At 60.0% G+C, this 25,659-nt stretch carries 21 protein-coding genes and 1 pseudogene; 15 read left to right on the top strand and 7 right to left on the bottom strand.

Going from position 1 to position 25,659, the window contains the following annotated elements; translation table 11 throughout:
• Window positions 1–151 precede the first annotated feature (151 nt).
• Window positions 152–1,132, bottom strand: coding sequence for an Abi family protein (locus HF257_RS32530; protein ID WP_020189851.1), 981 nt, complete (start codon window positions 1,130–1,132; stop codon window positions 152–154).
• 458 nt (window positions 1,133–1,590) lie between these two features.
• Between HF257_RS32530 and HF257_RS32525 the strand changes: the two genes are divergently transcribed.
• Complete coding sequence (locus tag HF257_RS32525; RefSeq protein ID WP_020189852.1) at window positions 1,591–2,136, top strand: sce7726 family protein; 546 nt, start codon at window positions 1,591–1,593, stop codon at window positions 2,134–2,136.
• Here the strand turns inward: HF257_RS32525 and HF257_RS32520 are convergent.
• Together HF257_RS32520 and HF257_RS32515 are read right to left on the bottom strand one after the other, a co-directional pair.
• The gene (locus HF257_RS32520) at window positions 2,133–3,197 is read right to left on the bottom strand and encodes a beta family protein (protein WP_020189853.1); all 1,065 of its coding nucleotides are present in this window, start codon (window positions 3,195–3,197) and stop codon (window positions 2,133–2,135) included. The two genes, HF257_RS32525 and HF257_RS32520, sit on opposite strands and share 4 nt — an antisense overlap.
• Window positions 3,198–3,447: 250 nt before the next feature.
• On the bottom strand, window positions 3,448–4,506 hold the full coding sequence (locus HF257_RS32515) for a hypothetical protein (protein ID WP_020189854.1): 1,059 nt from the start codon (window positions 4,504–4,506) through the stop codon (window positions 3,448–3,450).
• A 303-nt stretch (window positions 4,507–4,809) separates the two neighbouring features.
• Here HF257_RS32515 and thyA point away from each other — a divergent pair.
• Window positions 4,810–5,091 (top strand): annotated as a pseudogene (gene thyA, locus HF257_RS32510) (thymidylate synthase); the annotation flags it as partial.
• A 133-nt stretch (window positions 5,092–5,224) separates the two neighbouring features.
• Here thyA and cadR read toward each other — a convergent pair.
• Window positions 5,225–5,665: a Cd(II)/Pb(II)-responsive transcriptional regulator gene (gene cadR, locus HF257_RS32505; protein WP_185709741.1), complete on the bottom strand. Its 441-nt coding sequence runs from the start codon at window positions 5,663–5,665 to the stop codon at window positions 5,225–5,227.
• Window positions 5,666–5,750: 85 nt separating this feature from the next.
• On the opposite strand from cadR, the gene HF257_RS32500 reads away from it, so the two are divergent.
• From HF257_RS32500 to HF257_RS32465, 8 genes are all read left to right on the top strand, one after another.
• The gene (locus HF257_RS32500; protein ID WP_185709740.1) at window positions 5,751–8,015 is read left to right on the top strand and encodes a heavy metal translocating P-type ATPase; all 2,265 of its coding nucleotides are present in this window, start codon (window positions 5,751–5,753) and stop codon (window positions 8,013–8,015) included.
• Window positions 8,016–8,031: 16 nt separating this feature from the next.
• Entirely contained in the window at window positions 8,032–8,895 is an 864-nt protein-coding gene (locus HF257_RS32495) for a LysR family transcriptional regulator (protein WP_185709739.1), read from the top strand.
• Window positions 8,896–9,014: 119 nt separating this feature from the next.
• The gene (locus HF257_RS32490; RefSeq protein WP_185709738.1) at window positions 9,015–10,079 is read left to right on the top strand and encodes a putative 2-aminoethylphosphonate ABC transporter ATP-binding protein; all 1,065 of its coding nucleotides are present in this window, start codon (window positions 9,015–9,017) and stop codon (window positions 10,077–10,079) included.
• A gap of 1 nt (window position 10,080) precedes the next feature.
• Window positions 10,081–11,793, top strand: coding sequence for a putative 2-aminoethylphosphonate ABC transporter permease subunit (locus tag HF257_RS32485; protein ID WP_185712150.1), 1,713 nt, complete (start codon window positions 10,081–10,083; stop codon window positions 11,791–11,793).
• Window positions 11,794–11,812: 19 nt separating this feature from the next.
• Window positions 11,813–12,835 carry a putative 2-aminoethylphosphonate ABC transporter substrate-binding protein gene (locus HF257_RS32480; RefSeq protein ID WP_185709736.1) on the top strand — a complete coding sequence of 341 codons (1,023 nt, stop codon included), beginning with the start codon at window positions 11,813–11,815 and terminating at the stop codon, window positions 12,833–12,835.
• A gap of 125 nt (window positions 12,836–12,960) precedes the next feature.
• A complete protein-coding gene (locus tag HF257_RS32475; RefSeq protein ID WP_185709735.1) occupies window positions 12,961–14,094 on the top strand; it encodes a TIGR03364 family FAD-dependent oxidoreductase in 1,134 nt (377 codons plus the stop codon).
• Window positions 14,094–14,648: a phosphonate degradation HD-domain oxygenase gene (locus HF257_RS32470; RefSeq protein ID WP_185709734.1), complete on the top strand. Its 555-nt coding sequence runs from the start codon at window positions 14,094–14,096 to the stop codon at window positions 14,646–14,648. Before HF257_RS32475 ends, HF257_RS32470 begins: the two co-directional genes overlap by 1 nt.
• A 92-nt stretch (window positions 14,649–14,740) precedes the next feature.
• The gene (locus HF257_RS32465; protein WP_185709733.1) at window positions 14,741–15,262 is read left to right on the top strand and encodes a hypothetical protein; all 522 of its coding nucleotides are present in this window, start codon (window positions 14,741–14,743) and stop codon (window positions 15,260–15,262) included.
• Window positions 15,263–15,267: 5 nt separating this feature from the next.
• Here the strand turns inward: HF257_RS32465 and HF257_RS32460 are convergent, their stop codons facing one another.
• Window positions 15,268–16,635 carry a DUF3482 domain-containing protein gene (locus HF257_RS32460; protein ID WP_185709732.1) on the bottom strand — a complete coding sequence of 456 codons (1,368 nt, stop codon included), beginning with the start codon at window positions 16,633–16,635 and terminating at the stop codon, window positions 15,268–15,270.
• Window positions 16,628–17,998 (bottom strand): DUF2868 domain-containing protein, encoded by a 1,371-nt coding sequence (locus HF257_RS32455; RefSeq protein ID WP_185709731.1) that lies wholly within the window; start codon window positions 17,996–17,998, stop codon window positions 16,628–16,630. The genes HF257_RS32460 and HF257_RS32455 overlap by 8 nt, the downstream gene beginning before the upstream one ends.
• Before the next feature lie 69 nt (window positions 17,999–18,067).
• On the opposite strand from HF257_RS32455, the gene HF257_RS32450 reads away from it, so the two are divergent.
• On the top strand, window positions 18,068–18,580 hold the full coding sequence (locus HF257_RS32450) for a dihydrofolate reductase (RefSeq protein ID WP_185709730.1): 513 nt from the start codon (window positions 18,068–18,070) through the stop codon (window positions 18,578–18,580).
• Window positions 18,581–18,676: 96 nt separating this feature from the next.
• Here HF257_RS32450 and HF257_RS32445 read toward each other — a convergent pair whose 3' ends face one another.
• A complete protein-coding gene (locus HF257_RS32445; RefSeq protein WP_185709729.1) occupies window positions 18,677–20,068 on the bottom strand; it encodes an L-cystine transporter in 1,392 nt (463 codons plus the stop codon).
• Between the two features lie 239 nt (window positions 20,069–20,307).
• Between HF257_RS32445 and HF257_RS32440 the strand changes: the two genes are divergently transcribed.
• The 4 genes from HF257_RS32440 to HF257_RS32425 all read left to right on the top strand — a co-directional run bounded on the left by HF257_RS32440 (window position 20,308) and on the right by HF257_RS32425 (window position 25,651).
• Window positions 20,308–21,366, top strand: a complete 1,059-nt coding sequence (locus HF257_RS32440) for an HAD family hydrolase (RefSeq protein ID WP_185709728.1) — start codon at window positions 20,308–20,310, stop codon at window positions 21,364–21,366.
• A 216-nt stretch (window positions 21,367–21,582) separates the two neighbouring features.
• Window positions 21,583–22,116 carry an RNA polymerase sigma factor gene (locus tag HF257_RS32435; protein ID WP_135291902.1) on the top strand — a complete coding sequence of 178 codons (534 nt, stop codon included), beginning with the start codon at window positions 21,583–21,585 and terminating at the stop codon, window positions 22,114–22,116.
• Window positions 22,113–23,060, top strand: coding sequence for a FecR family protein (locus tag HF257_RS32430; RefSeq protein WP_185709727.1), 948 nt, complete (start codon window positions 22,113–22,115; stop codon window positions 23,058–23,060). The genes HF257_RS32435 and HF257_RS32430 overlap by 4 nt, the downstream gene beginning before the upstream one ends.
• A gap of 131 nt (window positions 23,061–23,191) precedes the next feature.
• Window positions 23,192–25,651, top strand: a complete 2,460-nt coding sequence (locus HF257_RS32425; RefSeq protein WP_185709726.1) for a TonB-dependent siderophore receptor — start codon at window positions 23,192–23,194, stop codon at window positions 25,649–25,651.
• Window positions 25,652–25,659: the final 8 nt, after the last annotated feature.

The following is a 25,659-nucleotide window of genomic DNA, read 5'->3' as shown; positions in this document are numbered from 1 at the left end:
ACACGTCCCGCCGAGCCGGCTTTGCCGGCACGATAATTACTAATCCCTTCAGCTAAGCATCTATCAAGAAGCGGGCATTGCTTCGCGTGCCATATCTAAAATCAACGTGTATTAGCGGGACGCTTACGGACGGCCACACGCCTGTGAGGCCTCAGTGAGTGGGATAGAAATTTCCAATCACTTTTTGCTGGTGCGAGATCTGGATTGGTTTGCCACCCTTGAGTACCAGTTTCATGCCCCAGGATTTGGTCATGCTGCTGAGCTTGACGTCCGAGTGGGTGTACCCGCGCTTGAAGCCGTCCAAGGCCTCCTGGGTCATCAGGTACAAGGTCTTTTGATGAAATTCTGACTGAACATGGTCACTGGCTCTGTCGCTCGAAAGCCAATGGAGCGTCTGGGTGATTCGGCGATAGAGCATGTTCAGTCTGGCCAGCACTTCGACCTCAGTAGTGGGCGCCGGATACTCGACATTGACCGTTACCCCCTTGGCTTCTTTCTTCTCTTCTTTGATGTCCGGGATTTTCCACAGCGGCTCGAAATGGGCGACCCGGTTGCGCAGCGACCTGACGGTCTCAAGGCGGGCGTAGACGGTGCCTACGTTCGTCTTGTTGTTCCAGTGACCAGCGTTACTCGCGTAGCGATGGTGAGGAAAGATCGTCGGGATGATCGTGTCCCAAGACAGGTTGAGATCCAGCAGTGGTGCCCAGAAGCCGAACGTCATATTCGCAATCACTTGATTGGGGCTGACCGGGTGGAGTTTCGGGGTGTAGGTGTGTCGCTTTTGAGCCTTGTTCCAGTACCTGTCGTGAGTGACGGCCTGCACCTTCTCCCAGCTTTTGCCGCTCAATCTCAATACTTCGTACCAATTGTTGGCATCAGCGCTGCCGATGATTCTGGAAGAATGCTGGGCCATCGCATACTGGCTAAGAGCGAGGTGGAAGCGATTTCTCAACGCTACTTCGACGATGCCTGTTAAGCGCATGAAATTCGTGGATAGAACCTCGTTCCAGCAATACAGGCCGTACAGTTCTGAGTCGGACGCCGGGATGAAAAAACGTCTGTAGGAGGACAGCCTGGCAGCTGAAATGGAATCCAGCGAGCTGAGTAGGTTGAACGGCGTCGGGTTGTACATGGTTGCTTCCACTGCGGTTTCAGCGCGAGCTTAGCCGGCGTGCATTGCGTTGAGCGCCGGTGGTTGGCCGATAGGATGACTTGGCTATGGGTTTAAATGGCGCTTCAATATCATATCATCGCTGGTGATGTGGGTTGGGCGGCTGTGAAACGGGGCCTCTCAAGTCGAGACCCTAAGCCCGGAGGACTCCATTAGTGCGACACACCATCGTCCGCTCACCGCGAATGCGCGGACGTCGCCTGCCTTGCGAATCGACCACCGTTAGGGTCTGAGGTCGGCCAGGGAGATCGGCCAGAGGCAAGCTGATCAAACCAGGAATGACCAGGCTCACGCCTGGCCTTGCGTCATCATCTCCACCCCTTGCCGGACAGGTATCACACACATGCGAGCCCTTGGTGATCGACGACTGGGCGCTTTTTTAGCGTGAGAAGCCTCAACTGTCTGTCTATAATCCGCGCATGTTGAATCCTACCGAAATCCGCCCAATCCTCAAGCAGTGGGTCGCGAAAGCGATGTCCCATGAAGAGAGTGACGTCTTCATCGAGGAGCTGTGCTTCATCGATAAGGCCAGACGCGCCGATCTCGTTCATGCCAACGGCAAGCTGACCGCTTTCGAAATCAAGTCCCATGCTGACACGTTGACTCGCTGGGAGGGCCAGCAGCAGGCCTATATGGCGTGCTTTGACGAAGTCTGGCTATGCTGCCATTCAAAGCACTTGGTGAAGGCTCTTGAGTCATGTCTGCCGCATGTTGGCGTACTCGTCGTCGATGACTATTCCGGCATGGCGATGATTCGAAAGGCGAAGCCCAACAAGCTCCAGGATAAATTCCACCTTACGGGATTTTTGTGGCGTAGTGAGTTGGATGCACTCGCTAACCAGCATGGGGTGCCAACGAAAAGTCGCGACCTCATAAAAGAAGTGCGCCGCCAGCTCAGCGACGCCCTTCCCATGAATGTGATCAGGTCACATGTATTGGTCAGCCTGAAACAACGTTATCGTTAGAGTAAGTCATCGGCGTCGAGGTCATCGAAGCCGTCAGTATCTACGATGGACTGGATCATGGCGCAGATATGCTGATTGATCCTGTATCCATTCCATGTTCCGTTGTTCCCGTAGCCGGTAGATGTGGCGACAATTCTGCTGTACTCACGAGTGGCCCAGCAGAAGTCGTCGCCGTGATAACCCGGTAAGCCTCTGATCTCTTGGGCGATTTCAATGTATCGCACAAATTCCTTATCCGAGCCTTTGCGTCGCTGCCACCATTCCGTTGGGGTGTAATAGCAGGCGAAAGGAAGTACAGGCATGCCTCGTATGTATTCCATTGAGGCGGTTGGGTTGGTGGCCGCATAATCCCCGTAGACGATATCTGACTCTATGCCGGTGGTGTCGACCCTTCCTTGCCATGCAACGTCGTAACAGGCGGAGGAACGGGAGGTATTTGAGGCTGGCTTATCGATAGGAAAGGAGGTGCTCATCAGAACCAGATTCCGTATCTGATAGCTGTTGAGTTGGCGCAGGGATACATTGAAATCCGACCCTGAGGCAGTATTGGCCGGAGTTGTGGCGCCGAAGTCCAAAATCACCGTCGCAGTGTCCGGGCTGTCAAGAGCATCCAGGATTGATAGCAATCTGTTCCACGAAGTCGCGGTGGGGTTTTCCGGACAGGTAACCCTGATGGCTATATGTGGGAAATCGCCCTGAAGAGCGAGAGCACTTTGGATGACTGCTCGTTGAGGGTCGTCATCAACCCAGGAGACCACCGGTATAACGTTCTGGTTGATGCCTGCCACATCGGAGAAGAAGCGCCGTTTGTTCTCAAACGCGCCATGAGGATTGTGCAGGTCATTGGTAGTAATGAATTCTTCACCAACGTCCTTCGTTATTCTTGAAGCGTCTAGGAAAAAAGGATGCTCAGTCCAACTCGCTAGGAATGTTTGAAGGTGTCTGTCGTCGTCACCTCGCATGTCCAACAGCGGAGCCACGACTTCCCGCCTGTGGTCTTCCAGATTTATCAGCGCCTTAACGTCATTCTGACCAACTCGTAAACAAGCCACGTACTGCATCTTGCACTCCTTGCATGGTGTGAAAACCGGTTTCGCCGTAATGCTGAAGGCATGGCGAGTCACAGGCCCCGGCAATCAGCGAGCGTCGACATACGGAACATGTCGGTTTTGCCCACTGCCACTGGCCGACGTCATGCTCCCAGTGAGACGGCAGGTCGAGATTGGTACGATAGCACTTGGCCACTCAATAGAAGCCTTAATGCGTTGTTTTTCGGATATGGGGTGCGCGTATGTCCGATTAGTCTGTGGGTTACTCATAATGGAGTTCACCAAACAGTCCGATCATGAGGTCACCATCCAGGATCTCAAAAGGGAGGGTGACATACTGGTCAGGGTGCCGGGGCAGCGCCTTACCATCGTGCGGTGCATTCTTCGTGTGCCCTTGAACCTTTTCTCCGTTCTCCTTGATATAGGGGAGCACGACGATGCGGCCATGGTTCTTGGATAGGATCGTGCCCTCGTGCCACAAAGTGTTCCCCTCTTCGCTGCTGGACTCGCCACCCGTGTTTTTCAGCACCCACCGTGGCACCCCGTCGTCCTCATACCAGAACACGAAGCCACCACAGACCAGTACCCTCTGGCCGCGCATCCTCGCCTCTGCGAGCATTTGCTTGACGCTTGCTAATTGCAGCAGCTGGTTCGCTCGGGGGAGTAAAAGTGCGCGTATCTGCGCTTTGGTTCTTCCCCAGTGGTCGGCTCCCGAAAGACCAAACCCTTTGGCTGTCACTTCGCGCAGACAGATCTGCGAGCGTTTGGGAGGCAGGGCTCCGATCTGCTCCCATGTCTGATCATCGACACGGCGAAGGCACGTGTTGAATCTCGGCAAGGCAACTATTTCTAGATAAGGCGCACGCTTAAGTTCCTCGTGGAGCGGTTGCCGCAAGCTCTCCATCGTATTGTGCAATTTCAGCTCTTGCGCGGAGAGCCGGGGCAGATGGGCGTTCCGCTTGATTGCCTCGCGCTCCATGAGCTCCTCTTCTCCCTGGATGCGGCGCGCCGCCGTCAGTGCTTTCTCGACTTTCAGGGTGGTTGAGTTTTGAAGCACAGGATCCGGTACCGCCTGAGCCACCAGTTCATTGGTGCGGCTGTTGAATTCGTCTGCAGCTTCCATGGCCTCCTCGTAGGAGGTGAAAACAGCCGCCCTCGCATGGCCACTGCCGTTATCGTAGAAGTAACGCTTCCAGGACAGTTGGGACTCGGGAAAAAGCTTGAGTGCCCGCAGTTGCCACGTCCATCCGATCCCGAATTGTCGGAATGGAAGCACGGCCAGGGTGGGCCTTGAGTGGTATGGCATCTGATCTAGGCGCATCAATTCTCCCTGCTGTTTGCGTCATAGCGGCTGCGGAAGTGCTGAAGTTGTTCCTAGGGCGATTGATTCCCCCGACACCATGGATAGCACATTGCCAGAATGAGTCAATTTCTTGGCTACAGGCCACGTATTTCGGGCCTTCAGGAGAAAGGGGGCTGCGGGCGGGACTTTAAAAAACTGATGGTTTATCCAGTGTCGGGGGTTGCACAGGTAATGTGCAAACGCTATAATGCACATATACAAAGTTGCTTGGAAGGCATTACAAGTCAGCGTAATGTGCGGTAAAGGTGGGGGGTGAAACTGCTCGGCCTGCCGTACAACACCGCTGCCCTGGCGTTGCTCACCCATATGCTGGCGCAGCAGTGCGACCTGATCCCCCACGAGATCATCGTCACCACGGGCGACACCCACGCCTACAGCAACCACATGGAACAGATCCAGACCCAGCTGGCGCGCACGCCGAAGAAGCTGCCGGAGCTGGTGATCAAGCGTAAACCTGCGTCGATCTATGACTACAAGTTCGAAGACTTTGAAATTGTGGGTTATGACGCGGATCCAAGCATCAAGGCTGACGTCGCTATCTAAAGGCTGCCTCGATCATAAAATGTGGGAGCTGGCTTGCCTGCGATAGCGGTGGATCAGCGACATAGATGTCGCCTGACACTCAGCCATCGCAGGCAAGCCAGCTCCCACAGTTTGATTCGGTTTTCACCCCTGGCTAGTGGCCATGGCTTCTGCCCACATGCGAAGGCTCCGCCTCGCTGGCCGCCACACTCCCGCTGACCTCCAATCGCTGCAAAATCCCGCACTGCTCCCCGCCGCCACAGCGTTGGCGCAGGTCCAGCAACTGTTCCTGCAACGCCAGCAGCCCATCGATCCGCGCTTTGACATGGTGGATATGCTCGTCGATCAACGCATTCACGCTCTCGCACTGGTCCTGGGGACTGTCACGCAAACCCAGCAGGCTGCGGATCTCCTCCAGCGTCATGTCCAAACTGCGGCAGTTACGGATGAAGACCAGCCGCTCGGTGTGCGCCTGCGTGTAGACGCGGTAGTTGGCGTCTGTGCGTGCCGGGGGCGGCAGCAGGCCTTCCTTTTCGTAATACCGGATGGTTTCCACCGGGCAGTCGGTCAGTTTGGCCAGTTCGCCGATCTTCATTGCAGCAATCTCCAAATGGGTGCTTGACCCTATAGTGGCTACAGGGTCTTTACTTGGCAACAGGCACCTTTACGGACGCGACAGAATGAGCGATTCCATCCACACCCCGAATAAACATGATCACAACCACGACCATAGCCACGACCATGGTTCCAAACTGACGCCGGTCAAAAAGCACGACCACGCGGGCGGCTCCTGCTGCTCCGGTGCTGTGGCGCCTGCCGTTGTCACGCTGAGCGAAGCGCCGACCGCCGGCTCGCGTGTGAGCACCTTCCGCATCGAAGCCATGGACTGCCCCACCGAACAGACGCTGATCCAGAACAAACTGGGCAAGCTCGCTGGCGTGCAGCAGCTGGAATTCAACCTGATCAACCGGATTCTCGGCGTGACCCACGACCTGCCGAGCACCACGCCGATCATCGAGGCGATTAAATCCATCGGCATGCAAGCCGACCCCATTGAAGAAGGTGCCCCAGCCGCCGCGCCACCGGCGAAGAAACATTGGTGGCCGCTGGCGTTGTCCGGCATCGGGGCATTGGGTGCCGAGGTGCTGCACTTCACCAATGCCGCGCCTACCTGGGTGATTGCGTTGGTGGCGCTGGTGTCGATCCTCAGCGGTGGCCTCACCACCTATAAAAAGGGTTGGATCGCCCTCAAGAACCTCAACTTGAACATCAACGCGCTGATGAGCATCGCGGTCACCGGCGCAGTGCTGATTGGCCAGTGGCCGGAAGCGGCAATGGTGATGTTCCTGTTTACCGTGGCCGAACTGATCGAAGCCAAGTCCCTGGACCGTGCGCGCAACGCCATCAGCGGCTTGATGCAAATGACCCCGGAGCAGGCCACGGTGCAACAGGCCGATGGTTCGTGGGCGGAACAAGAAGTTAAAAGCATCGAATTAGGTGCGATTGTGCGGGTAAAACCCGGTGAGCGCATCGGCCTGGACGGTGAGGTCACCGCCGGTCAGTCCACCATCGACCAAGCGCCGATCACCGGCGAAAGCCTGCCGATTGAAAAGACCGTGGGCGATAAAGTCTTCGCCGGGACGATCAACCAGGCCGGTTCCCTTGAATACAAAGTGACCGCTGCGGCCAACAACTCCACCCTGGCGCGCATCATCCACGCGGTGGAACAGGCCCAGGGCGCGCGGGCGCCGACCCAGCGGTTTGTCGACAGCTTTTCGAAGGTCTACACCCCGGCAGTGTTCCTGTTTGCCCTTGGTGTGGCGTTGATTCCACCGCTGTTCATGGCTGGCGCGTGGTTCGACTGGATCTACCGCGCCCTGGTGCTGCTGGTGGTCGCATGCCCTTGTGCACTGGTGATCTCAACGCCGGTGACCATCGTCAGCGGCCTGGCGGCGGCGGCGCGCAAAGGCATCCTGATCAAGGGCGGCGTGTACCTGGAGGGAGGTTACAAACTCGACTACCTGGCCCTCGACAAGACCGGCACCATCACCCACGGCAAACCGGTGCAAACCGATTACCTGGCACTGTTCCCCAACATCGAAGACAGTGCCCCGGCCCTGGCCGCCAGTTTGGCTGGGCGATCCGACCACCCGGTGTCGCTGGCAATCGCCAATGCGGCTGTGGATAAAAACCTGCCAAGCCACATTGTGGATAACTTTGAGGCCCTGGCCGGTCGCGGTGTGCGCGGTGATATCAACGGCGAAACCTACCACCTGGGCAACCACCGCCTAGTGGAAGACCTTGGCCTGTGCTCACCGGAGCTGGAAGAAAAACTGTTCGCCCTGGAAAAACAAGGCAAGTCGGTGGTGTTGCTACTCGACAAGTCCGGTCCGCTGGCACTGTTCGCCGTGGCGGATACGGTCAAGGACAGCAGCCGCGAAGCGATCCAGCAGTTGCATGAGCTGGGCATCAAGACCCTGATGCTCACCGGCGACAACACCCACACCGCCAAGGCGATTGGTGCCCAGGTCGGCATCGACCAGGCCCAGGGTGACTTGCTGCCCACTGACAAACTGCAGGCTATCGAAACCCTCTACGGCCAAGGCCATCGCGTCGGCATGGTCGGCGACGGGATTAACGACGCACCGGCCCTGGCCCGCGCCGAGATTGGTTTTGCCATGGCTGCTGCCGGTACCGACACCGCCATCGAGACCGCCGACGTGGCCTTGATGGATGATGATTTGCGCAAGATTCCGGCATTCATTCGGTTGTCGCGGCAAACGTCGAGTATCCTCAAGCAGAACATCGCCCTGGCGCTGGTGATCAAGGCGATCTTCCTTGCGGTCACGTTCCTAGGCATGGCCACCATGTGGATGGCGGTGTTCGCCGACATGGGCGTGAGCCTGTTGGTGGTGTTCAATGGCCTGCGCTTGCTGCGCAAATAGAGGATGAGAGGGTGGTGTGCTGAGTGCCGAGCTAAAGGCTTTTTTCATGGTCGCCCGCCTGGGCAGCATTACCCAGGCGGCGAAAAAACTCGGCCTGAGCCAGCCCACGGTCACCACCCAGATTCGCAACCTGGAAAGCCAATACGGCGTTGAACTGTTTTATCGCGGTGGCCGCCGCCTCACCGTCAGCGACGAAGGTGCGCGCCTGCTGCCGATGGTCAAGGCGCTGTTGCAGCAGGAAGCGGACATCGAGTTTTTCTTGCGCAACAGCGGCCAGGTTCAGGGCGCGCTGAGGATTGCCGCGACGGCGCCGTATTACATCCTCGACCTGGTCAAAGCCTTTCGCGAACGTCTGCCGCAGGTTGAGGTGTCGGTGGAAATCGGCAATTCCCAGCAGGTGTTGGAAGCGCTGGATGATTACCGCGTCGACGTGGCTGCATCCTCGCAGCTGCTGGAAGACCCCCGCCTGATCCGCCGTGTGCTGGGCACCGACCCGCTGGTGCTGGCGGTGCATCGCAACCATCCCCTGGCCAAGCTCGACCATGTGCCACTCAGCGCGTTGGCTGGGCACACCTTGTTGATGCGTGAAGCGGGCTCGACCACGCGGCGGTTGACCGAGGAGATGCTGCAGGGCGCCAACGTGAGTTACGGGCCGCTGCTGGAGATCGGCAGCCGTGAATCGATCCGCGAGGCGGTGCTACGCAATATCGGCATCAGCATCATTGCGCGTCAGGAAGTGCCCCATGACCCGCAGCTGCGCGTGTTGACCATCGAGAATGCGCCGCAAATTCCGGAGTATCTGTACTGCCTCAAGGAAAGAAAGGGCGCGCGGTTGCCGGCGGCGTTTCTGGGGTTGGCGCAGGAAATGTCGCCGCTCTGACCGAGGCCCGCTCACTACAAAATCCACCAATACCACTATCACTCCCTTTTGCCTTCCTGCCACATGAGCGACGCATTGCCTGCCTAGCATGGCCTTCATCAGTTTGATGAGGTGCCCCCATGAACACACTCCTGACCCAGCCCGGCGCGCCAATGAAGGTGCGCGGTGTCCAGAAACGCTTCGGCGCCTTTACTGCGCTGGACAATGTCTCCCTGGACGTCGCCGCCGGCGAGTTGGTGTGCCTGCTGGGCCCGTCCGGCTGTGGCAAAACCACCTTGTTGCGTTGCATCGCTGGCCTGGAGCGCCAGGACAGCGGTGAACTTTACCTGGGCGAGCGTGACGTTTCCCTGCTGCCTCCCCAAGCGCGGGACTACGGCATTCTGTTCCAGTCCTACGCGCTGTTTCCCAACCTGACGGTAGAGGCGAACATCGGCTACGGCCTCACTGGCAGTGGTCGCGATGAAGTGCGCAAGCGCGTCGGGCAGATGTTGGAACTGGTAGGCCTGGTGGGCAGCGAAAAGAAATACCCCGGCCAACTCTCTGGTGGCCAGCAACAACGCGTGGCCCTGGCCCGTGCGCTGGCGCCGGCGCCTTCTTTGCTGTTGCTGGATGAGCCGATGTCCGCCCTTGATGCCCGCGTTCGTGAGCATCTGTGCACCGAGCTGCGCCAACTGCAACGCCGCCTGGGCATCACCACATTGATGGTCACCCACAACCAGGACGAAGCCATGTTGATGGCCGACCGCATCGCCGTGATGAACAACGGCAAGGTCGAGCAATACGCTACGCCCCAGGAGATCTACGATCGCCCGGCCACACCGTTCGTGGCGGAGTTTGTCGGCCAGGGCAACTGGCTGCCGTTCAGTCGCAACAGCGCCAGCCACGCCCAAGTCGGCGGGATGAACATGCGTCTGGCCGAGGATGCCGGCGTGGCCAAGTCCGGTCGGCTGTTCTGCCGCCCGGAAGCCATCAGCGTCAACCCGCCGGTGCATGAAGAAAACCTGTTCCCGGCCAAGGTCCGCGAGATCACCTTTCTCGGCAACCGTTGCCGCATGAGCTTCGAATTGGAGCAATTGCCGGGTCACCCGTTGCTGGCCGAACTGGCACCGGAAGCCATGCCGCGCCTGGGTGCCCAAGACATCTGGGTCGCCTTGCCGCCGCGCAGCCTGCAGGTGTTTGCCTGAGATGGCCGCTGTCATGACCTTGCCCGTTGTGCGTCAGGTGTCTCGCGCCGAACTCGGCGACCGTCTCTTCGTGGTCGGCGGCAAACTGCTCTGGCTGTGCCTGTTGGGCGTGGCGGTGTTGCTGCCATTGCTGGCGATTTTCTGGCGAGGGTTCAGCAGCGAAGCCGGGCAGGGCGGAGGTCTTGTCGCCGCACGGGAGCTGGTAACCAGCGCCAATTTCCACTGGCTGCTGGGCAATAGCCTGAAAGTTTCCCTGAGTGTGGCGGCCATTGTCGTACCGCTGGCCTACCTGTTTGCCTACGCGTTGCAACGCACGCTAATCCCCGGCAAGGCGATTTGGCGCGGTATTTCGCTGCTGCCCCTGATGGCGCCGTCGATGTTGCCGGGCATCGCGCTGGTCTACCTGTTCGGTAACCAGGGCATGTTGCGCGGGTTGCTCTCGGACAACATCTACGGCTTCTGGGGCATTGTGCTGGGCGAAGTGATCTACACCTTCCCACATGCCTTGATGATTCTGCTGTCGGCGCTGTCCTTGGCCGATGCGCGACTGTTCGATGCGGCCTCGAGCATGGGCGCCAGCCCGGCCCGGGCATTTCGCAGCATTACTTGGCCGGCCACGCGCCAGGCGGTGTTCGCCGCGTTTTGCCTGGTTTTCACCCTGACCATCACCGATTTCGGCGTGCCTGTTGTCGTCGGTGGCGACTACCAAGTGCTGGCGCTGGAAGCCTACAAGGCAGTCGTTGGTCAGCAACAGTTCGGTCGCGGTGCGTTGATCGGCATGGTGTTGTTGCTGCCGGCGCTGTTCAGCTTTGGTATGGATGCCTGGCTGCGTCGCCGTCATGGCGACGCCATGAGTGGCCGCGCCCAAGTGTTCCAACCGGCGCCGTCGCGTTTGAGAGACGGCTGCTACCTGGCCATCGTGTTGCTGATCTGTGCGGTTTTGCTGCTGGTGTTCGGCATGGCGGTGTACTCCTCGCTGGTGAAGTTCTGGCCGTACAACCTGTCGCTGTCCCTCAACCATTACCAGTTTGAAGACACCGCTGGCGGTGGTTGGCTGGCCTATCGCAACAGCCTCACCATGGATCTGTGCACGGCGCTGATCGGCAGTGTGCTGATCTTCACCGGCGCCTACCTGATGGAAAAGACCAAGGGGCAAAAGGGCTTGAACCTGGCGCTGCGCATGCTCAGTTTTGTGCCGATGGCCGTGCCGGGGCTGGTGTTGGGCCTGGGCTACGTGTTCTTTTTCAACCTTAATGGCAACCCACTGCACGTGTTCTACGGGACCATGACCTTGCTGGTGGTGTGCACCATTGCGCATTATTTGACCACCGCACAGATGACCGCCACCACCGCCCTGCGCCAGTTGGACGCCGAGTTCGAAGCGGCCGCGTTGTCCCTCAAGGCGCCGCTGTACCGCCATTACCTGAAAGTCACGGTGCCGATCTGCTTGCCCGCCTTGCTGGACATCGTGCGCTACCTGTTCGTGTCGGCCATGACCACCGTGTCCGCCGCGATTTTCCTCTACAGCCCCGACACCATCCTCGCCGCCGTCGCCGTGTTGAACATGGACGACGCCGGCAACGTGGGCGGTGCGGCGGCCATGTCCACCCTGATCCTGTTCACCTCGGCCGGCGTCTCGCTGCTGCTGGCGTGGGCTTCACGTGGCGCACTGCGTCGCTCCCAAGCCTGGCGCCAAACCGCGCCTGGTCAATAATCCCGATAGGAGGTGTTCCATGTTCAAGCCCCTGGCGCTGGTCGCTGCCGTACTGTCTGCATTCAGCCTGAATGCCTTCGCCAAGACCGATCTTACGGTGTACACGGCCCTCGAAGCCGAGCAGTTGAAGACCTACAAGCAAGCATTCGAAGAGGCCAACCCCGACATCGAGATCAAGTGGGTGCGTGACTCCACCGGGATCATCACCGCCAAGCTTCTGGCCGAGAAAGACCGCCCGCAGGCCGATGCCGTTTGGGGCCTGGCTGCTTCCAGCCTGGCGATCCTGGACCAGCAGGGCATGCTGGATAACTATGCGCCGAAGGACCTGGACAAGATCGGCAAAAACTACCGTGACCCTGCCAACCCACCGGCCTGGGTCGGCATGGACGTATGGGCCGCGACCATCTGCTTCAACACTGTCGAAGCCGAAAAGCAGGGCCTGACCAAGCCGGTGAGCTGGCAGGACCTGACCAAGCCTGAGTACAAGGGCAAGATCGTGATGCCTAACCCGGCGTCGTCCGGCACGGGCTTCCTGGACGTGAGCGCCTGGTTGCAAACCTACGGCGAGAAGCAGGGCTGGCAGTACATGGACGACCTGCACCAGAACATCGGCCAGTACGTTCACTCCGGTTCCAAGCCGTGCAAGCTGGCGGCATCCGGCGAGTTCCCGATTGGGATTTCGTTTGAATACCCGGCAGTGCAGTTGAAACGCCAGGGTGCGCCGCTGGACATCATCCTGCCCAAAGAAGGCCTGGGTTGGGACATTGAGGCGACGGCTGTGATGAAGGGCACTGCGCATGCCGACGCGGCTAAAAAGCTTGCTGACTTCTCCGCCAGCCCCGCTGCGATGGAGTTGTACAAGGACAACTTCGCCGTGCTCGCCCAGCCGGGGATTGCCAAGCCGCAGACCGAATTGCCAGCGGACTATGAGCAACGGTTGATCAAGAACGACTTTGCCTGGGCGTCGAAGAACCGCGACAGCATCCTCACCGAATGGCGCAAGCGCTATGACGGGAAGTCGGAAAAGGTAGCCGGTCAGTAAGGTTTTCGTTAGGGCTATTGGCCTCTTCGCGAGCAAGCCCGCTCCCACATTTGAATGGATTCACACATCAAACTGTGGGAGCGGGCTTGCTCGCGAAAGCGGCTTTGAATTCAGGACATCACTGCATGACACAACAAAATGATCTGCTCATTGTTGGCGCCGGCATCCTCGGCCTGTCCCACGCCTACGCCGCCGCCAAACGCGGCCTCAAGGTCAAGGTCTTCGAACGCAGCGCCACGCCGCTGGGCGCTTCGGTGCGCAACTTCGGCCAGGCCCTGGTTACCGGCCAACCGCCGGGCACGATGCTCGACCTGGCGCGGGAAAGCCGCGATATCTGGGGCCATTGGGCCCAGGTCGCAGGCCTGCAACTCAAGCGCAACGGCTCATACCTGTTCGCCCGTACCGAAGCCGAAGAGCATCTGTTGGAAGCCTTCTGCGCCGGCCGCGCAAAAGAGTACGGCTACAACGTCGAGTTGCTGCAAGGAGCGGCGATGAAGGATGTGTACGGCGGCCAATTTCGCCATCACCGCGCTGCACTGCACGGCCAGGATGACCAGCAACTGTATTCGCGCGAAGCGATCCCGGCGTTGATCCACTACCTCAGCCAGGAATTGAACGTGGAGTTTCACTTCTCCACGCTGGTGCGCGACGTCGAACCCGGCCAGCTTCACAGCACAGCAGGCAGCTTTCGTGGCGAGCAGATCATCGTGTGTTCCGGCCATGACTACCAAACCCTGCTGGCCGACGCGCTGGCCGAGCTCAACCCGAGCATCTGCCGCCTGCAAATGCTGCGTGCCCGACCGGCGGTGAATCTCAACCTGCAACACGCCTTGCTCACCGGCCTGAGTTGCGTGCACTACGGCGCCTTCGCCGATCTGCCCGAGGCTGCGGCGGTGCAGGCGCAGATCCTGCGCGAGGTACCGCACCTGCATGAACACGGCATCCACCTGTTGATCAGCCCGACGCCCCATGGCGAACTGATCATCGGCGACTCCCACGACTACGGCAGTGATGCCTCGCCGTTCAATGCCGAGCGGGTGGATGACTGGATGATCGAGTTGGCCGAGCAGACCCTGGGCGGCAAGATCCAAGTGGTGGAGCGTTGGCAGGGTGTGTACGGCTCACGCGGGCCGGGGCCGTTTTCGTTCCTGCGCGCGGCACCGGGGGTGAGTGCAGCGTTGATGCACACGGGCGTGGGCATGAGCGTCGGGCCGGCGCTGGCCGAGCGCAATATCAGCACTTTGTGGGGAGCCGTGTGATGAGCCCGGAACAGGCAATTGCCGACGTATTCGGCTTGTATGAGCAACACGGCGCGGCGGATTACATCGGCGAGCCGGTGTCGCAGATCGAGCATATGTCCCAGGCCGCGCAACGGGCGATGGCCGAGGGCTTTGACGATGAAGTGGTGCTGGCGGCGTTTTTCCACGACATCGGTCACCTCTGCGGGCAGGGCGCAGACAACATGGGCGGCTACGGTGTCGTCAGCCATGAACGGCTGGGGGCGGATTATCTACGTCGCGCAGGCTTCAGCGAGCGCATGGCCAAGCTGGTGGAGTATCACGTGCAGGCCAAGCGTTACCTGACGTTCAGCCAGCCGGACTATTACGCCCGGTTGAGCGAAGCCAGCCGTCGCACGTTGGCTTATCAGGGTGGAGTGATGAGCGCGGACGAAGCCCACTCCTTCGAACAGGACCCTCTGTGCGCGGTGAGTCTGCGCATGCGTCACTGGGATGAACAGGCCAAGGAACTGAACGTGCCGGTGTTGGATTTGAAATTGCTCAAATTCAAGGCCGCCCGGCTACTAGCTGCATAGACTGGCCTTACGCTAAACGCAGATGCGACGCCTATAGCATCGGCCAGCGTGTCACTAAGGTGTTTGCTTCTTAAATCAAAGGAGCAACCCGGATGCGCTATTTGAAAGCTATTGCCCAGGACCTGCATGGCAACGGTCACGCCAATACCGTCATTCTGCACTTCTATCAGCAACGAGTTGGCAGGCCCGATGAATTGATCCACGACATCGTCGGCAGCGACATGTCCTCTTGTGCGAGATGGACAGGACGTAGCCATCACGATGCGCTTGACCTGAACAAGTCCAGGATCGCCAGCTTCGCCGACAGCTTTTTGAGGCTCAACTGGTTCAATCCAGCCAGCCATTGGCGGCGCACACTTGTCGTGTATGTGGATCATTTCGGCAAAAAAGGACGCCCAAACTCGGTCAAGTTCGACTTTCGGGAGAGCACGACATCTGGCGGACAAGCGTCGCTGGTCTGCAATGCCGCAGCCTATGACGGAGACAGCGATGGGGTGCTCGAGACGTTTACCAACAGCGACGTCGACCGCAACGGGGTGGCCGACAACGTCGACAAGGAACTGATCCGATCCCTTGGCACCACGTTTCTAGGCTTAACGTGGTACGCACATTAATCGGGTCACGCTTCGTCTAGGCGTTGAGCCAACGCCTCGACCTGCTCCTGGCGCTCGGCCTGGCTCAGCTTGGCGTGGGGGTTGAGGGATGACCATTGCGGATGGGCGCGGGCTTTGTGCAGGGCGTCCGGCAATTTGCCTTCGCGCCAGGTTTTGTCTTGAGGCGTGTCGACCTTGATGCTGTGCATCGCCGCGTGGCCGCGCAGGTTCAGGGCCTTGAGCAGCTGGCGTTGGCGCAGGGCGAGCAGGCGCAGCACGCTGTCGTCTACGGTCAGCTCGCGTTGGCCTTTGATTTTGCCCAGCAGGCGGCTGCCATAGCTGCGCGCGGTTTGCAGCGCGCCACCGGCAATCGCACCGGCGAGGGCGGCGGCGCCCAGCGTCAGGCCGCCCACCAGTAGATCCACACCGGCACCGGCTGCCGCGCCTGCGGCGATCCCGCCACCGACGCGCACCCCTAGTTGTTTGAGGGTCTCGGGGTTGAACAGGTCGTCGCCCCAGCGTCCGTCCAGCAGCGGCAAGTCACTGGCGGCGGCGTCCTGCGGGCGGAAACCGAAGAGCTTGAGCAGCGCTTCCACGCATTTTTGTTCACGTTGGCGTATGGCCTTGCGCAGCTCGTTGATGGCTTGCGGCTCATCTTCCGTCACCACGCTGCGACGGCAGGCGGCGCAGTCGATCAGCAGTTCGGCGATCAAGCGGGCAGCGCTTTGCTGACGGGCCTGGCGTTGGGCCTCTTGATCCAGGATCAAGCGTTCCAATTGCGGTCGTGCGCTTTCCAGCAGCAGGGCGAGGCTTTCATACAGGCGCCGTTCGCCGTCTTCCGGTGGTGCCACGCTGTCGAAGCGCACCAGCGCATGCAAGCCCAGGCGGGCGAGGGCTTCACGCCAGTCCGGCTCGCGATGGTCGCTGCTGCTGACAAAGTTGAGCACCGGCAGCAGCGGCTTGCCGCAACTGGCCAGCACTTGCAGCTCGTCACGGTATTTGGCCAGTACTGGCTCGCGGGCGTCGATTACGTACAGGCCGGCGTCGGAGGCCAGCAACTGGCGCAGTACTTTGGCTTCCTGCTCGAAACGCTGGCGTGCTTCGCTACCTTCGAGGAAGCGCGCCAGGCGGGCCGGGCCGTCGAGGCGTTCGCCAGGGCGGTCCAGGCGTTCCAGATAATCGAGCAGGGCGATGGCATCTTCCAGGCCGGGGGTGTCGTACAGCTCCAACAGTGCTTCGCCATCCACCGACAAGCGTGCACCTTCCACATGCCGGGTGGTGCTGGGGCGATGGGAGACTTCGCCAAAACCCACGTCGCGTGTCAGGGTGCGCAGCAGCGAGGTCTTGCCGACATTGGTGTGGCCGACCACGGCCAGTTTCAGCGGTTTAGTCATGACCGGTCTCCAGCCAATTCAGCGGCGCGCTGTCGGCGAAGGGCAGCTCCAATTGCTGCAGCGCGGCGTGCCAGTCGCCCAGTCGCTCGGCATCCAGGGCTTGGCCGGGCGGGGCTTGCAGCAGCCACACCCGTGTTTCGGTGGCGCTGCGCGCCAGCTCGGCGATCAGCGCCAGGCTGCCGCGATCCGGCGAGCGACGTGGGTCGCAGGCGATGGCCAGGCGTGCAGGTGGGAAGCGCGTGAGTTGTTCCAGCAGCTTGTTGCGCGATTCACGGCTGTCGAGGATGCCGGCGTTGTTCACGCTGGCGGGCAGCTCGGGCGGCCACGGGTGCTGGTCGTCCAGCTCGATGGCCACCAGCAGCGCGCCGTCGCTGTGCAGTTCGCTGACGCCGCCGGTGACGTGGTGCAGTTGATCGGGTGCGGCGTCGTTGACGCCGAGACGTTCGCTGCTGGGCATCAGGCGTTCGCGCAAATGGCTGTAGCCGGGCAGGTTGAGGTCCAGGCGCAGGGCGGCGCGCCCGCGTTTCCAGCGCCACAGGCACAGCAGAGCGAGGATCAGGCGCGGCAGCAGGCCGTAGACCAGCAACACACCCACCAGCCAGGCGGCCCAGGCTTGGCGAGCGCTTTCGATATTCAGGGCAGAATCGCCGCTGGTGCGGATCATCTCGACGGTGGGCACGTTGAAGCCCAGCAGGGCGGGCAGGGTGCCCAATGCTTGAGTCACCGCGACGAAGGTGTCGGCACTGAGAATGGTGGTTTCCCACACAAAACCGTAACGGCGTGTGGCAAGCAGCGTAAGCAGAATCACCAGTGCGCTGAGCAATGCCAGCAGCCACAGGCTGTTGACCAACACGCCGACGGCCCAGCGGTTGAGCTTCTGGCGTTGCAGCAGCAATAAAAGCGCTGGCGCCAGTTGCGCAGCCTTGGCGTCACGGGCGAGTTTTTCGCTGAGCCATAACCACAGGCGCCCAAGGCTGGCGCCATGCTCGCCGGCAAACAGTAGGCCCAGGGCCCAGCTGATCAGCAGGATCAGATTCAAGCCGAGCAGGCTGCCGAGCGCCCAGAACACATTCACCGGGGTCAAGCCGTTACCCAGCGCGGCAAAGGCCAAACCGGCGCCGCTGACCACCGCGACAATCGCCAGCAGCACCAGCGCCAGGCGTGCCCCTTGCAGCCAGCGGGTGAGGGCGACTGTCAGGCCGTCACGTTCGGCCAGGTGCAAGGCGCGCTGTTGAATGCGCGTCGGCAAGTCGCCACCGGCCGCGCGGGCCAGGCGATTGGCTTCCAGGTCTTCCAGGGGCCCTGCGTGTTCTTCGCGCAGGCGCACGGTTTCTGTCAGCCAGAGTGTGTGCAGAGGAGTCACGCGCTGTCCTGTTGTGTTTGTGAGCCTGGAGCATAACCCCTGGCTCGGGGCTCTGGTATTCTCGTCGCCATGAAAAAAACTCTCGCTTTAAGCCTGATCGCAGCCCTCGGTGAAAACCGCGTGATCGGCGTCGACAACAGCATGCCCTGGCATTTGCCGGGCGATTTCAAATATTTCAAGGCCACCACGCTTGGCAAGCCGATCATCATGGGGCGCAAGACCTGGGATTCCCTGGGCCGACCGTTACCGGGGCGCTTGAACATCGTGGTCAGCCGTCAGACCGATCTGACGCTTGAAGGTGCGGAAGTTTTTCCGTCGCTGGATGCAGCGGTAGAGCGCGCAGAAGCATGGGCGCTGGCGCAGGGCGTTGATGAGCTGATGCTGATCGGCGGCGCGCAGTTGTATGCGCAGGGTCTGGAGCAGGCGGATCGCCTGTATTTGACGCGGGTGGCGCTGAGCCCGGAAGGGGATGCTTGGTTTCCGGAGTTTGATCAGGGGCAGTGGAAGCTGGTGTCGAATCTAGAGAATCCGGCTGAGGGTGACAAACCGGCGTACAACTTTGAGGTTTGGGAAAAAGCCTAAGAGCTTCGCGAGCAAGCCCGCTCTCACATTTGACCGAGTTCTAACATGAGAATGTGGTCAAACTGTGGGAGCGGGCTTGCTCGCGAATGCGGTCTATCAGGCCTGCGCTAACTCAGCATGCTCATCGGCATCCAACATCGCCTTATCCGTCTGCCCCATGATCTGGCTGGTAATCGCCCCCGCTGTCATCGAGCCGTTCACGTTCAGCGCCGTACGGCCCATGTCGATCAGCGGCTCCACCGAAATCAGCAGCGCCACCAGTGACACTGGCAAACCCATGGCCGGCAGCACGATCAACGCGGCAAACGTCGCACCGCCGCCAACGCCGGCAACCCCTGCCGAACTCAACGTCACAATCGCCACCAGGGTCGCGATCCACAGCGGGTCCAGCGGATTGATGCCCACGGTCGGCGCGACCATCACCGCCAACATGGCGGGGTAGAGGCCGGCGCAGCCGTTCTGGCCGATGGTTGCACCAAACGAGGCCGCGAACCCGGCGATGGACTGCGGGATGCCGAGGCGGCGGGTCTGCGCTTCAATGCTCAGCGGAATGGCTGCGGCGCTGGAGCGGCTGGTGAAGGCAAACGTCAGTACCGGCCACACTTTGCGGAAGAAACGCAGCGGGTTGATGCCGGCCAGGGACAGCAGCAGGCCGTGCACTACGAACATCAGGCCCAGGGCCAGGTACGACACCACCACAAAACTGCCGAGCTTGATGATGTCCTGCAGGTTGGAACCGGCGACCACCTTGGTCATCAACGCCAATACACCGTAGGGCGTGAGCTTCATCACCAGGCGCACCAGGCGCATCACCCAGGCTTGCAGGGTGTCGATGGCGTTGAGGACTTTCTGGCCTTTTTCCACGTCATCCTTGAGCAGTTGCAGCGCGGCAACCCCCAGGAATGCAGCAAAAATCACTACGCTGATGATCGACGTCGGCTTGGCCCGGGCCAGATCGGCGAACGGGTTCGACGGCACGAACGACAGCAGCAGTTGCGGGATATTCAGGTCGGCGACCTTGCCCGCGTAGTCACTCTGGATCACTTGCAGGCGTGCCATTTCCTGGGTGCCGGCCACCAGGCCTTCGGCGGTAAGGCCGAACAGGTTGGTCAGGCCGATGCCGATCAACGCCGCAATGGCAGTGGTGAACAGCAGGGTGCCGATGGTCAGGAAGCTGATTTTGCCCAGGGACGCAGCGTTGTGCAGACGGGCCACAGCGCTGAGGATCGAGGCAAATACCAGCGGGATCACGATCATTTGCAGCAATTGCACATAGCCATTGCCGACCAGGTCAAACCAGCCGATAGAGGCCTTGAGCACCGGGTTACCGGCGCCGTAGATCGAATGCAGCGCCACACCAAACGCCACGCCCAGCACCAAGGCAAACAACACCTTCTTGGCCAGGCTCCAATTGGTACGACGGGTTTGTGCCAGGCCCAGTAACAGGGCCACGAACACCAGTAAGTTGAGAATCAGGGGCAGATTCATTGAAGCTCCGTAAGAGGCTGCCAATCGCGTGAGCCTGCGATTGCGAACCGGAAAGCCTAACAGCTTGATATCTAATGAATTAATAACAAGATGGAATGGTGACTGTCGTTTTTGGAATAAGCCGCTGAAGCCCAGGCGTACGGCATTGGCGCAATCACGACGCAAGCGGTCGCGCTCGGACGGGAACTGTCACACAGATTTGTTAGCGTCGATGTCTTTCACTCAGGGAGAAAACGCTCATGAAGCTCGCGCCAAAACTGCTTGCCGCCGCCTTCTGCCTTGGCCTTGTCAGCCAGGCATTCGCCGCCACCGAGTTGAAACACTGGCCGGCGCCTGCCGCCAAGCAACTGAACGAAATGATCGCCGCCAACGCCAACAAGGGTAACTTTGCGGTGTTCGACATGGACAACACCAGCTACCGCTACGACCTCGAAGAGTCCTTGCTGCCCTATCTGGAAAACAAGGGCCTGATCACCCGCGACAGCATGGACCCGTCCCTCAAGCTGATCCCGTTCAAAGACACCGCCGACCACAAGGAAAGCCTGTTCAGCTACTACTATCGCCTCTGCGAAGTCGACGACATGGTCTGCTACCCATGGGTTGCGCAGATTTTTTCCGGCTTCACCCTCAAGGAACTCAAGGGCTACGTGGATGAGCTGATGGCCTCCGGCAAGCCCGTGCCCGTCACCTATTACGAAGGCGACGTGGTGAAGAACTCCGAGGTGCAGCCGCCGAAGGTCTTCACCGGCCAGGCCGAGCTGTACAACAAGTTGATGGAAAACGGCATTGAGGTGTACGTGATGACCGCCGCCTCGGAAGAGCTGGTGCGCATGGTCGCCGCCGATCCGAAGTACGGCTACAACGTCAAACCCGAGAACGTCATCGGTGTGAGCACGTTGCTCAAGGACCGCAAGACCGGCGAGCTGACCACCGCGCGCAAACAAATCGCCGCTGGAAAATATGACGAGAAAGCCAACCTCGGCCTGGAACTCACGCCTTACCTGTGGACCCCGGCAACCTGGATGGCCGGTAAACATGCGGCGATCCTCACCTATATCGACGAGTGGAAGAAGCCGGTGATCGTCGGCGGGGATACGCCCAGCAGCGACGGCTACATGCTGTTCCATGATGTAGACGTGGCCAAGGGTGGCATCCATTTGTGGGTCAACCGTAAAGACAAATACATGACCCAGCTCAACGGCATGATGGCCAAGCATGCATCGGCGCAGGCCAAAGAAGGGTTGCCGGTGACTGCCGATAAGAACTGGGTGATCGTTAAGCCGGAGGAAATTCAGTAATACCGAGTTGCCCCCATCGCAGGCAAGCCAGCTCCCACAGTTGACCGAGTTTCATCATGAGAATGCGGTCAAAATGTGGGAGCGTGCTTGCTCGCGAAGACGGCCTCAAGAACGCCGCCGAACCCACAGTAAAAAATAGATATCAATTGCGAACCAATCTCATCCTCTGCTAGCGTGCGCACCTCCTGAACCCCTCGTTCTTCTCAAGGTCGTGCCGTGCTCTCCTGGAATTCGCAGATCGCGCGCCTGTTCGCGGAGCAGAAAAAAGCCCTCGAAGCCTTCGTCACCCGACGCACGGGCAGCGCCCAGGTGGCTGCTGACCTGACCCAGGAATCGTTCCTGCGTCTGGCGCGCCTGGATTCGGGCGAGAAGATCGATAACCTCCCAGCCTTTCTCTTCACCATCGCCAGCAACCTGGTGCGCGATCACCAGCGCCAGGCCATCCGCCGCGAGCGCCTCGATGCTGGCGAACCCAGCGAAGAACTGCCGTGCACCAACCCTGGTGCCGACGAACAATTGGCCGCCTACCAGCAGGAACAACTGATGCAGGACGCAATCCTGGCGTTGCCCGAAGCGACTCGGCAGATCTTCCTGCTCTATCATGTCGACGAACTTTCCTACCGCGAGATTGGCGAACGTCTGTCCATCACCCCGCGCAGTGTGGAATACCAATTGCGTCGCGCCTTGATTGAATGCCGCGCCTACATCAAGACGCGGCTCGCCTGCGACACACAAGGACGTCGGTCATGACCGCCACCCCCACAGCCGACGAATTGTTCGAAGAAGCATCCGGCTGGTACTTCCGCCTGCAGGCCGAGGACGTCACCCCAGCCGAAATGGAAAATTTTGCCGCCTGGCTCGGCCAAGGCCAGGCCCAGGATGATGCCTGGCAGGAAGTGCAGGCGCTGCTCGGCGGCTTGCGTGAGCCGGCTCGGGTGGTGCGCCGCGCCGAACAGGCCGCCTGGCGCAAACCTGCGCGACGTTGGGCCTGCGCCGCCGCCGTGTTGCTGGCGGTGGGGCTGACCGTACAAAACACCCCTTGGCTGGACCGCCTGCGTGCGGACTACGCCACCGGCACCGGTGAGTCTCGTACCGTTGAATTGGCGGACGGCTCCCAGTTACAACTCAATACCGACAGCGCGATTCAAGTGCGTATGAGCGGCGGTGAGCGTCAGATTCGTCTGCTGCGCGGCGAAGGTTTTTTCAGCGTGACCAAAGACCCGACGCGGCCGTTCGTGGTGCAGTCCGGCGATGGCTGGGTCAAGGTGGTCGGCACCCAATTCAGCGTGGCACGGCGTGATGCGCAGACGCGAGTGCAAGTGGCCCAAGGCAAGGTGCAGGTCAGTGCCGGCAGCGGCACACCGGTGTACCTGGAACCTGGGCTGGCCGTGGAATATCAGGACCAGCACCTGGCCGATGTCCACGGTTTCGACCCGGCTAGCGGCTTTGCCTGGCGTCAGCGGCAATTGGTGTTTCGCCAGCAGCCGCTGTCGGAAGTGGTCACCGAGCTGAACCGCTACTGGCCCGGAAAAACGTTGGTACTGGGGGATGCGTTGCGTAACCGCGTGGTGTCCGGCGTGTTCGAGATCGACAAACCCGATGCAGTAATCAAGGCGTTGGAGTACACCCTCAACCTGCACGCCGAGCACTACACCCCGTATTTGTTGGTGTTGCGCGAAGGCAAAGCATCCTGAGTGCAACTTTTTCAAAATATTTTCAGGGTTTCTCCGTACGGCATCGTCCTTGATCACTGAGGCGCAAATAGTAAGCACTCTCAAGTAGTGCAGCGCCGATCACAGACTTTTTGCACCGGGGAGCATCATCCATGGCACACCGATTCGCCGCACGGCCTTTGTTGGCACTGGCCATTTCCATCGCCAGTTGCACTGCGCCACTGTCCTTGCAGGCCGCTCAGACCACCCAGGCCCAGAGCTATCGCTTCGATATTCCAGGGCAAAGCCTGGACGGTGCGCTGGCGGCGTTTTCGGCGGTGACGCGGGTTCAGGTGCTGGTGTCCGGTGAGCTGACTCAAGGTGTGGTATCGCCAGGGGTGAGTGGCAATCTGGGGCAGCGCGAGGCACTCGGCCTATTGCTCGGCGGCACCGGGCTCAGCGCGGCCTTTATCAATGCCGATACCGTCACCCTCGAAAAGCGCGTGGACACTGGAAGCGCCCTCGAAGTCGGCGCGACTACCATCAGCGCTGACCACCTGGGGACGACCACCGAAGGTAGCGGTTCCTACACCACCGGTGCCGTGACCATCGGCAAAGGTACGCAAAAGCTCAAGGACATCCCACAGTCCGTCAGCGTGCTGACACGCAAGGCCATGGATGACCAGAACATCAGCACCCTGACCCAAGCGATTGAAGCGGTGCCGGGCATGGCGTCGGTCAAGTCGCCAGGGCCGGGGATGTTCATGTTTGCGCGGGGTTTCGAGATTGAATCGCTGCAATACGACGGCGTACCGGTGCCCCGCAACGTGTATGCGCTGGGCAGCTACATCACCGAGAACATGGTGATCTACGACCGTATGGAAGTCCTGCGTGGTGCGGCCGGCTTGCTGCAAGGTGCCAACAGTCCGGGCGGTGCGGTGAACCTGGTGCGTAAACGCCCACAAGCGGCACCCACTGTGACCTTGAGCGCCAAGGCGGGTAGCTGGGACCGTTATGCGTCCCAGGCGGACGTCGGCGGCCCGTTGAACGAAGCCGGGACGATCCGTGGGCGGGCGGTGGTCAACTATGAGAAGGGCCATTCCTTCACCGACTACGTGTGGAACTGGGAGCAGACCGTCTACGGTGCGCTGGACTTTGACCTGGACGACGACACTACCCTGGGCGTCGGTTTCAGCAACAAGAAGAGCCACGGGCGGCCGTATCTGATTGCCTTGCCGCGCCACACCGACGGCAGCGCGCTGGATGTATCGCGCTCCACGTACACCGGGGCGAGTTGGAACCGTTCGTTCAACGACCAGACCGCGGTGTACCTGGATCTTGAGCATCGCTTTAACGACCATTGGAAATTCAACGCTTCGGCGTTGGCGATGAATGAGTCCAATGAAGCGACGTATCAGTTCATCGTCGGCGCGGTACCGGTGGGTAGTACCAAAAGCGGTAACTACGCCGACTATTCCACCGACTTCTACGGCAAAAATCGTGGCTTCGACGCCTACGTCAGCGGCGACTTCGAAGCGCTGTCGTTCAAGCAAAGCCTGGTGCTGGGCGGCAACTATTCCAAGTACAACACCGACGATGGTTATGCCCGCGCCTTCACGCCGGGTGCCGATATTGGTGCTATCGACCATCACCGCCCGGAGCCGACCTACAACAGCATTGCCGATCGCGCCAACCTGGCCTTGAGCACCTACGACATCACCCAAAAAGGTCTATACGGCACTTGGCGGATCAACCTGACGGACCCCCTCACATTGATCCTCGGTGCCCGCACCAGCTGGTATGACTTTGCCTTTGACCAGGACAACTACTACGCCCGTCAGTACGAAGAGGGCGGCGAGAAAAACTCGGTCAAGAGCAATGGCAAGGTCACACCGTTTGCTGGGCTGGTGTATGCACTGGATGACCAGTGGTCGGTGTACGGCAGCTACGCCGAAGTGTTTATCCCGCAAACTCAACTGACCCAGCAAAAGACCGGTCTGCCGCCCATTGAGGGGCGCAACTACGAGGTGGGCATCAAGGGCGAGTTGATGGATGGCCGTCTCAATACCTCCCTGGCACTGTTCCGCTATATCCACGAAAACCGCGCCGTCACGGATTTCAGTACGGACATTGACGGCCCCAACGCTTGCAGTGGTTGGTACTGCTCCACCGCTTCGGGCAAGGTGCGCAGCCAGGGGCTGGAGGCTGAGATCAGCGGCCAATTGGCGCCGGGTTTGCAGATCAGCAGCAGCTATACCTACAACACCACCGTGTTTTTGAAAGACACCGAACTCAAAGGCAAGGTGTTCAGTACGGCGGTGCCCAAGCACATGCTGCGGATTTGGAGTGATTACAAACTGCCAGGAGATTTGAGCCGCATCAGCCTAGGGGCAGGGGTTAATGCACAAACGGCCACCACCAGTTTTGACCGCAACTTCGGCCAGGCCGGTTTTGCCATCTTCAATTCGCGGGTTGCCTATGAGGCCAGTGATGAAGTGACCTTGGCGGTGAACGTGAACAACATCTTGGACAAGCGCTACTACATCCCTTCGTATAGCCAGTTGGTGGGCAACAACTACTTTGGCGACCCGCGAAACATGATGTTCAGCGTGACCTACAAGCCGCAATTTTAAGACCCGCC

Source organism: Pseudomonas cremoris (assembly GCF_014230465.1).
This window is presented reverse-complemented; position numbering and strand designations above follow the sequence as displayed.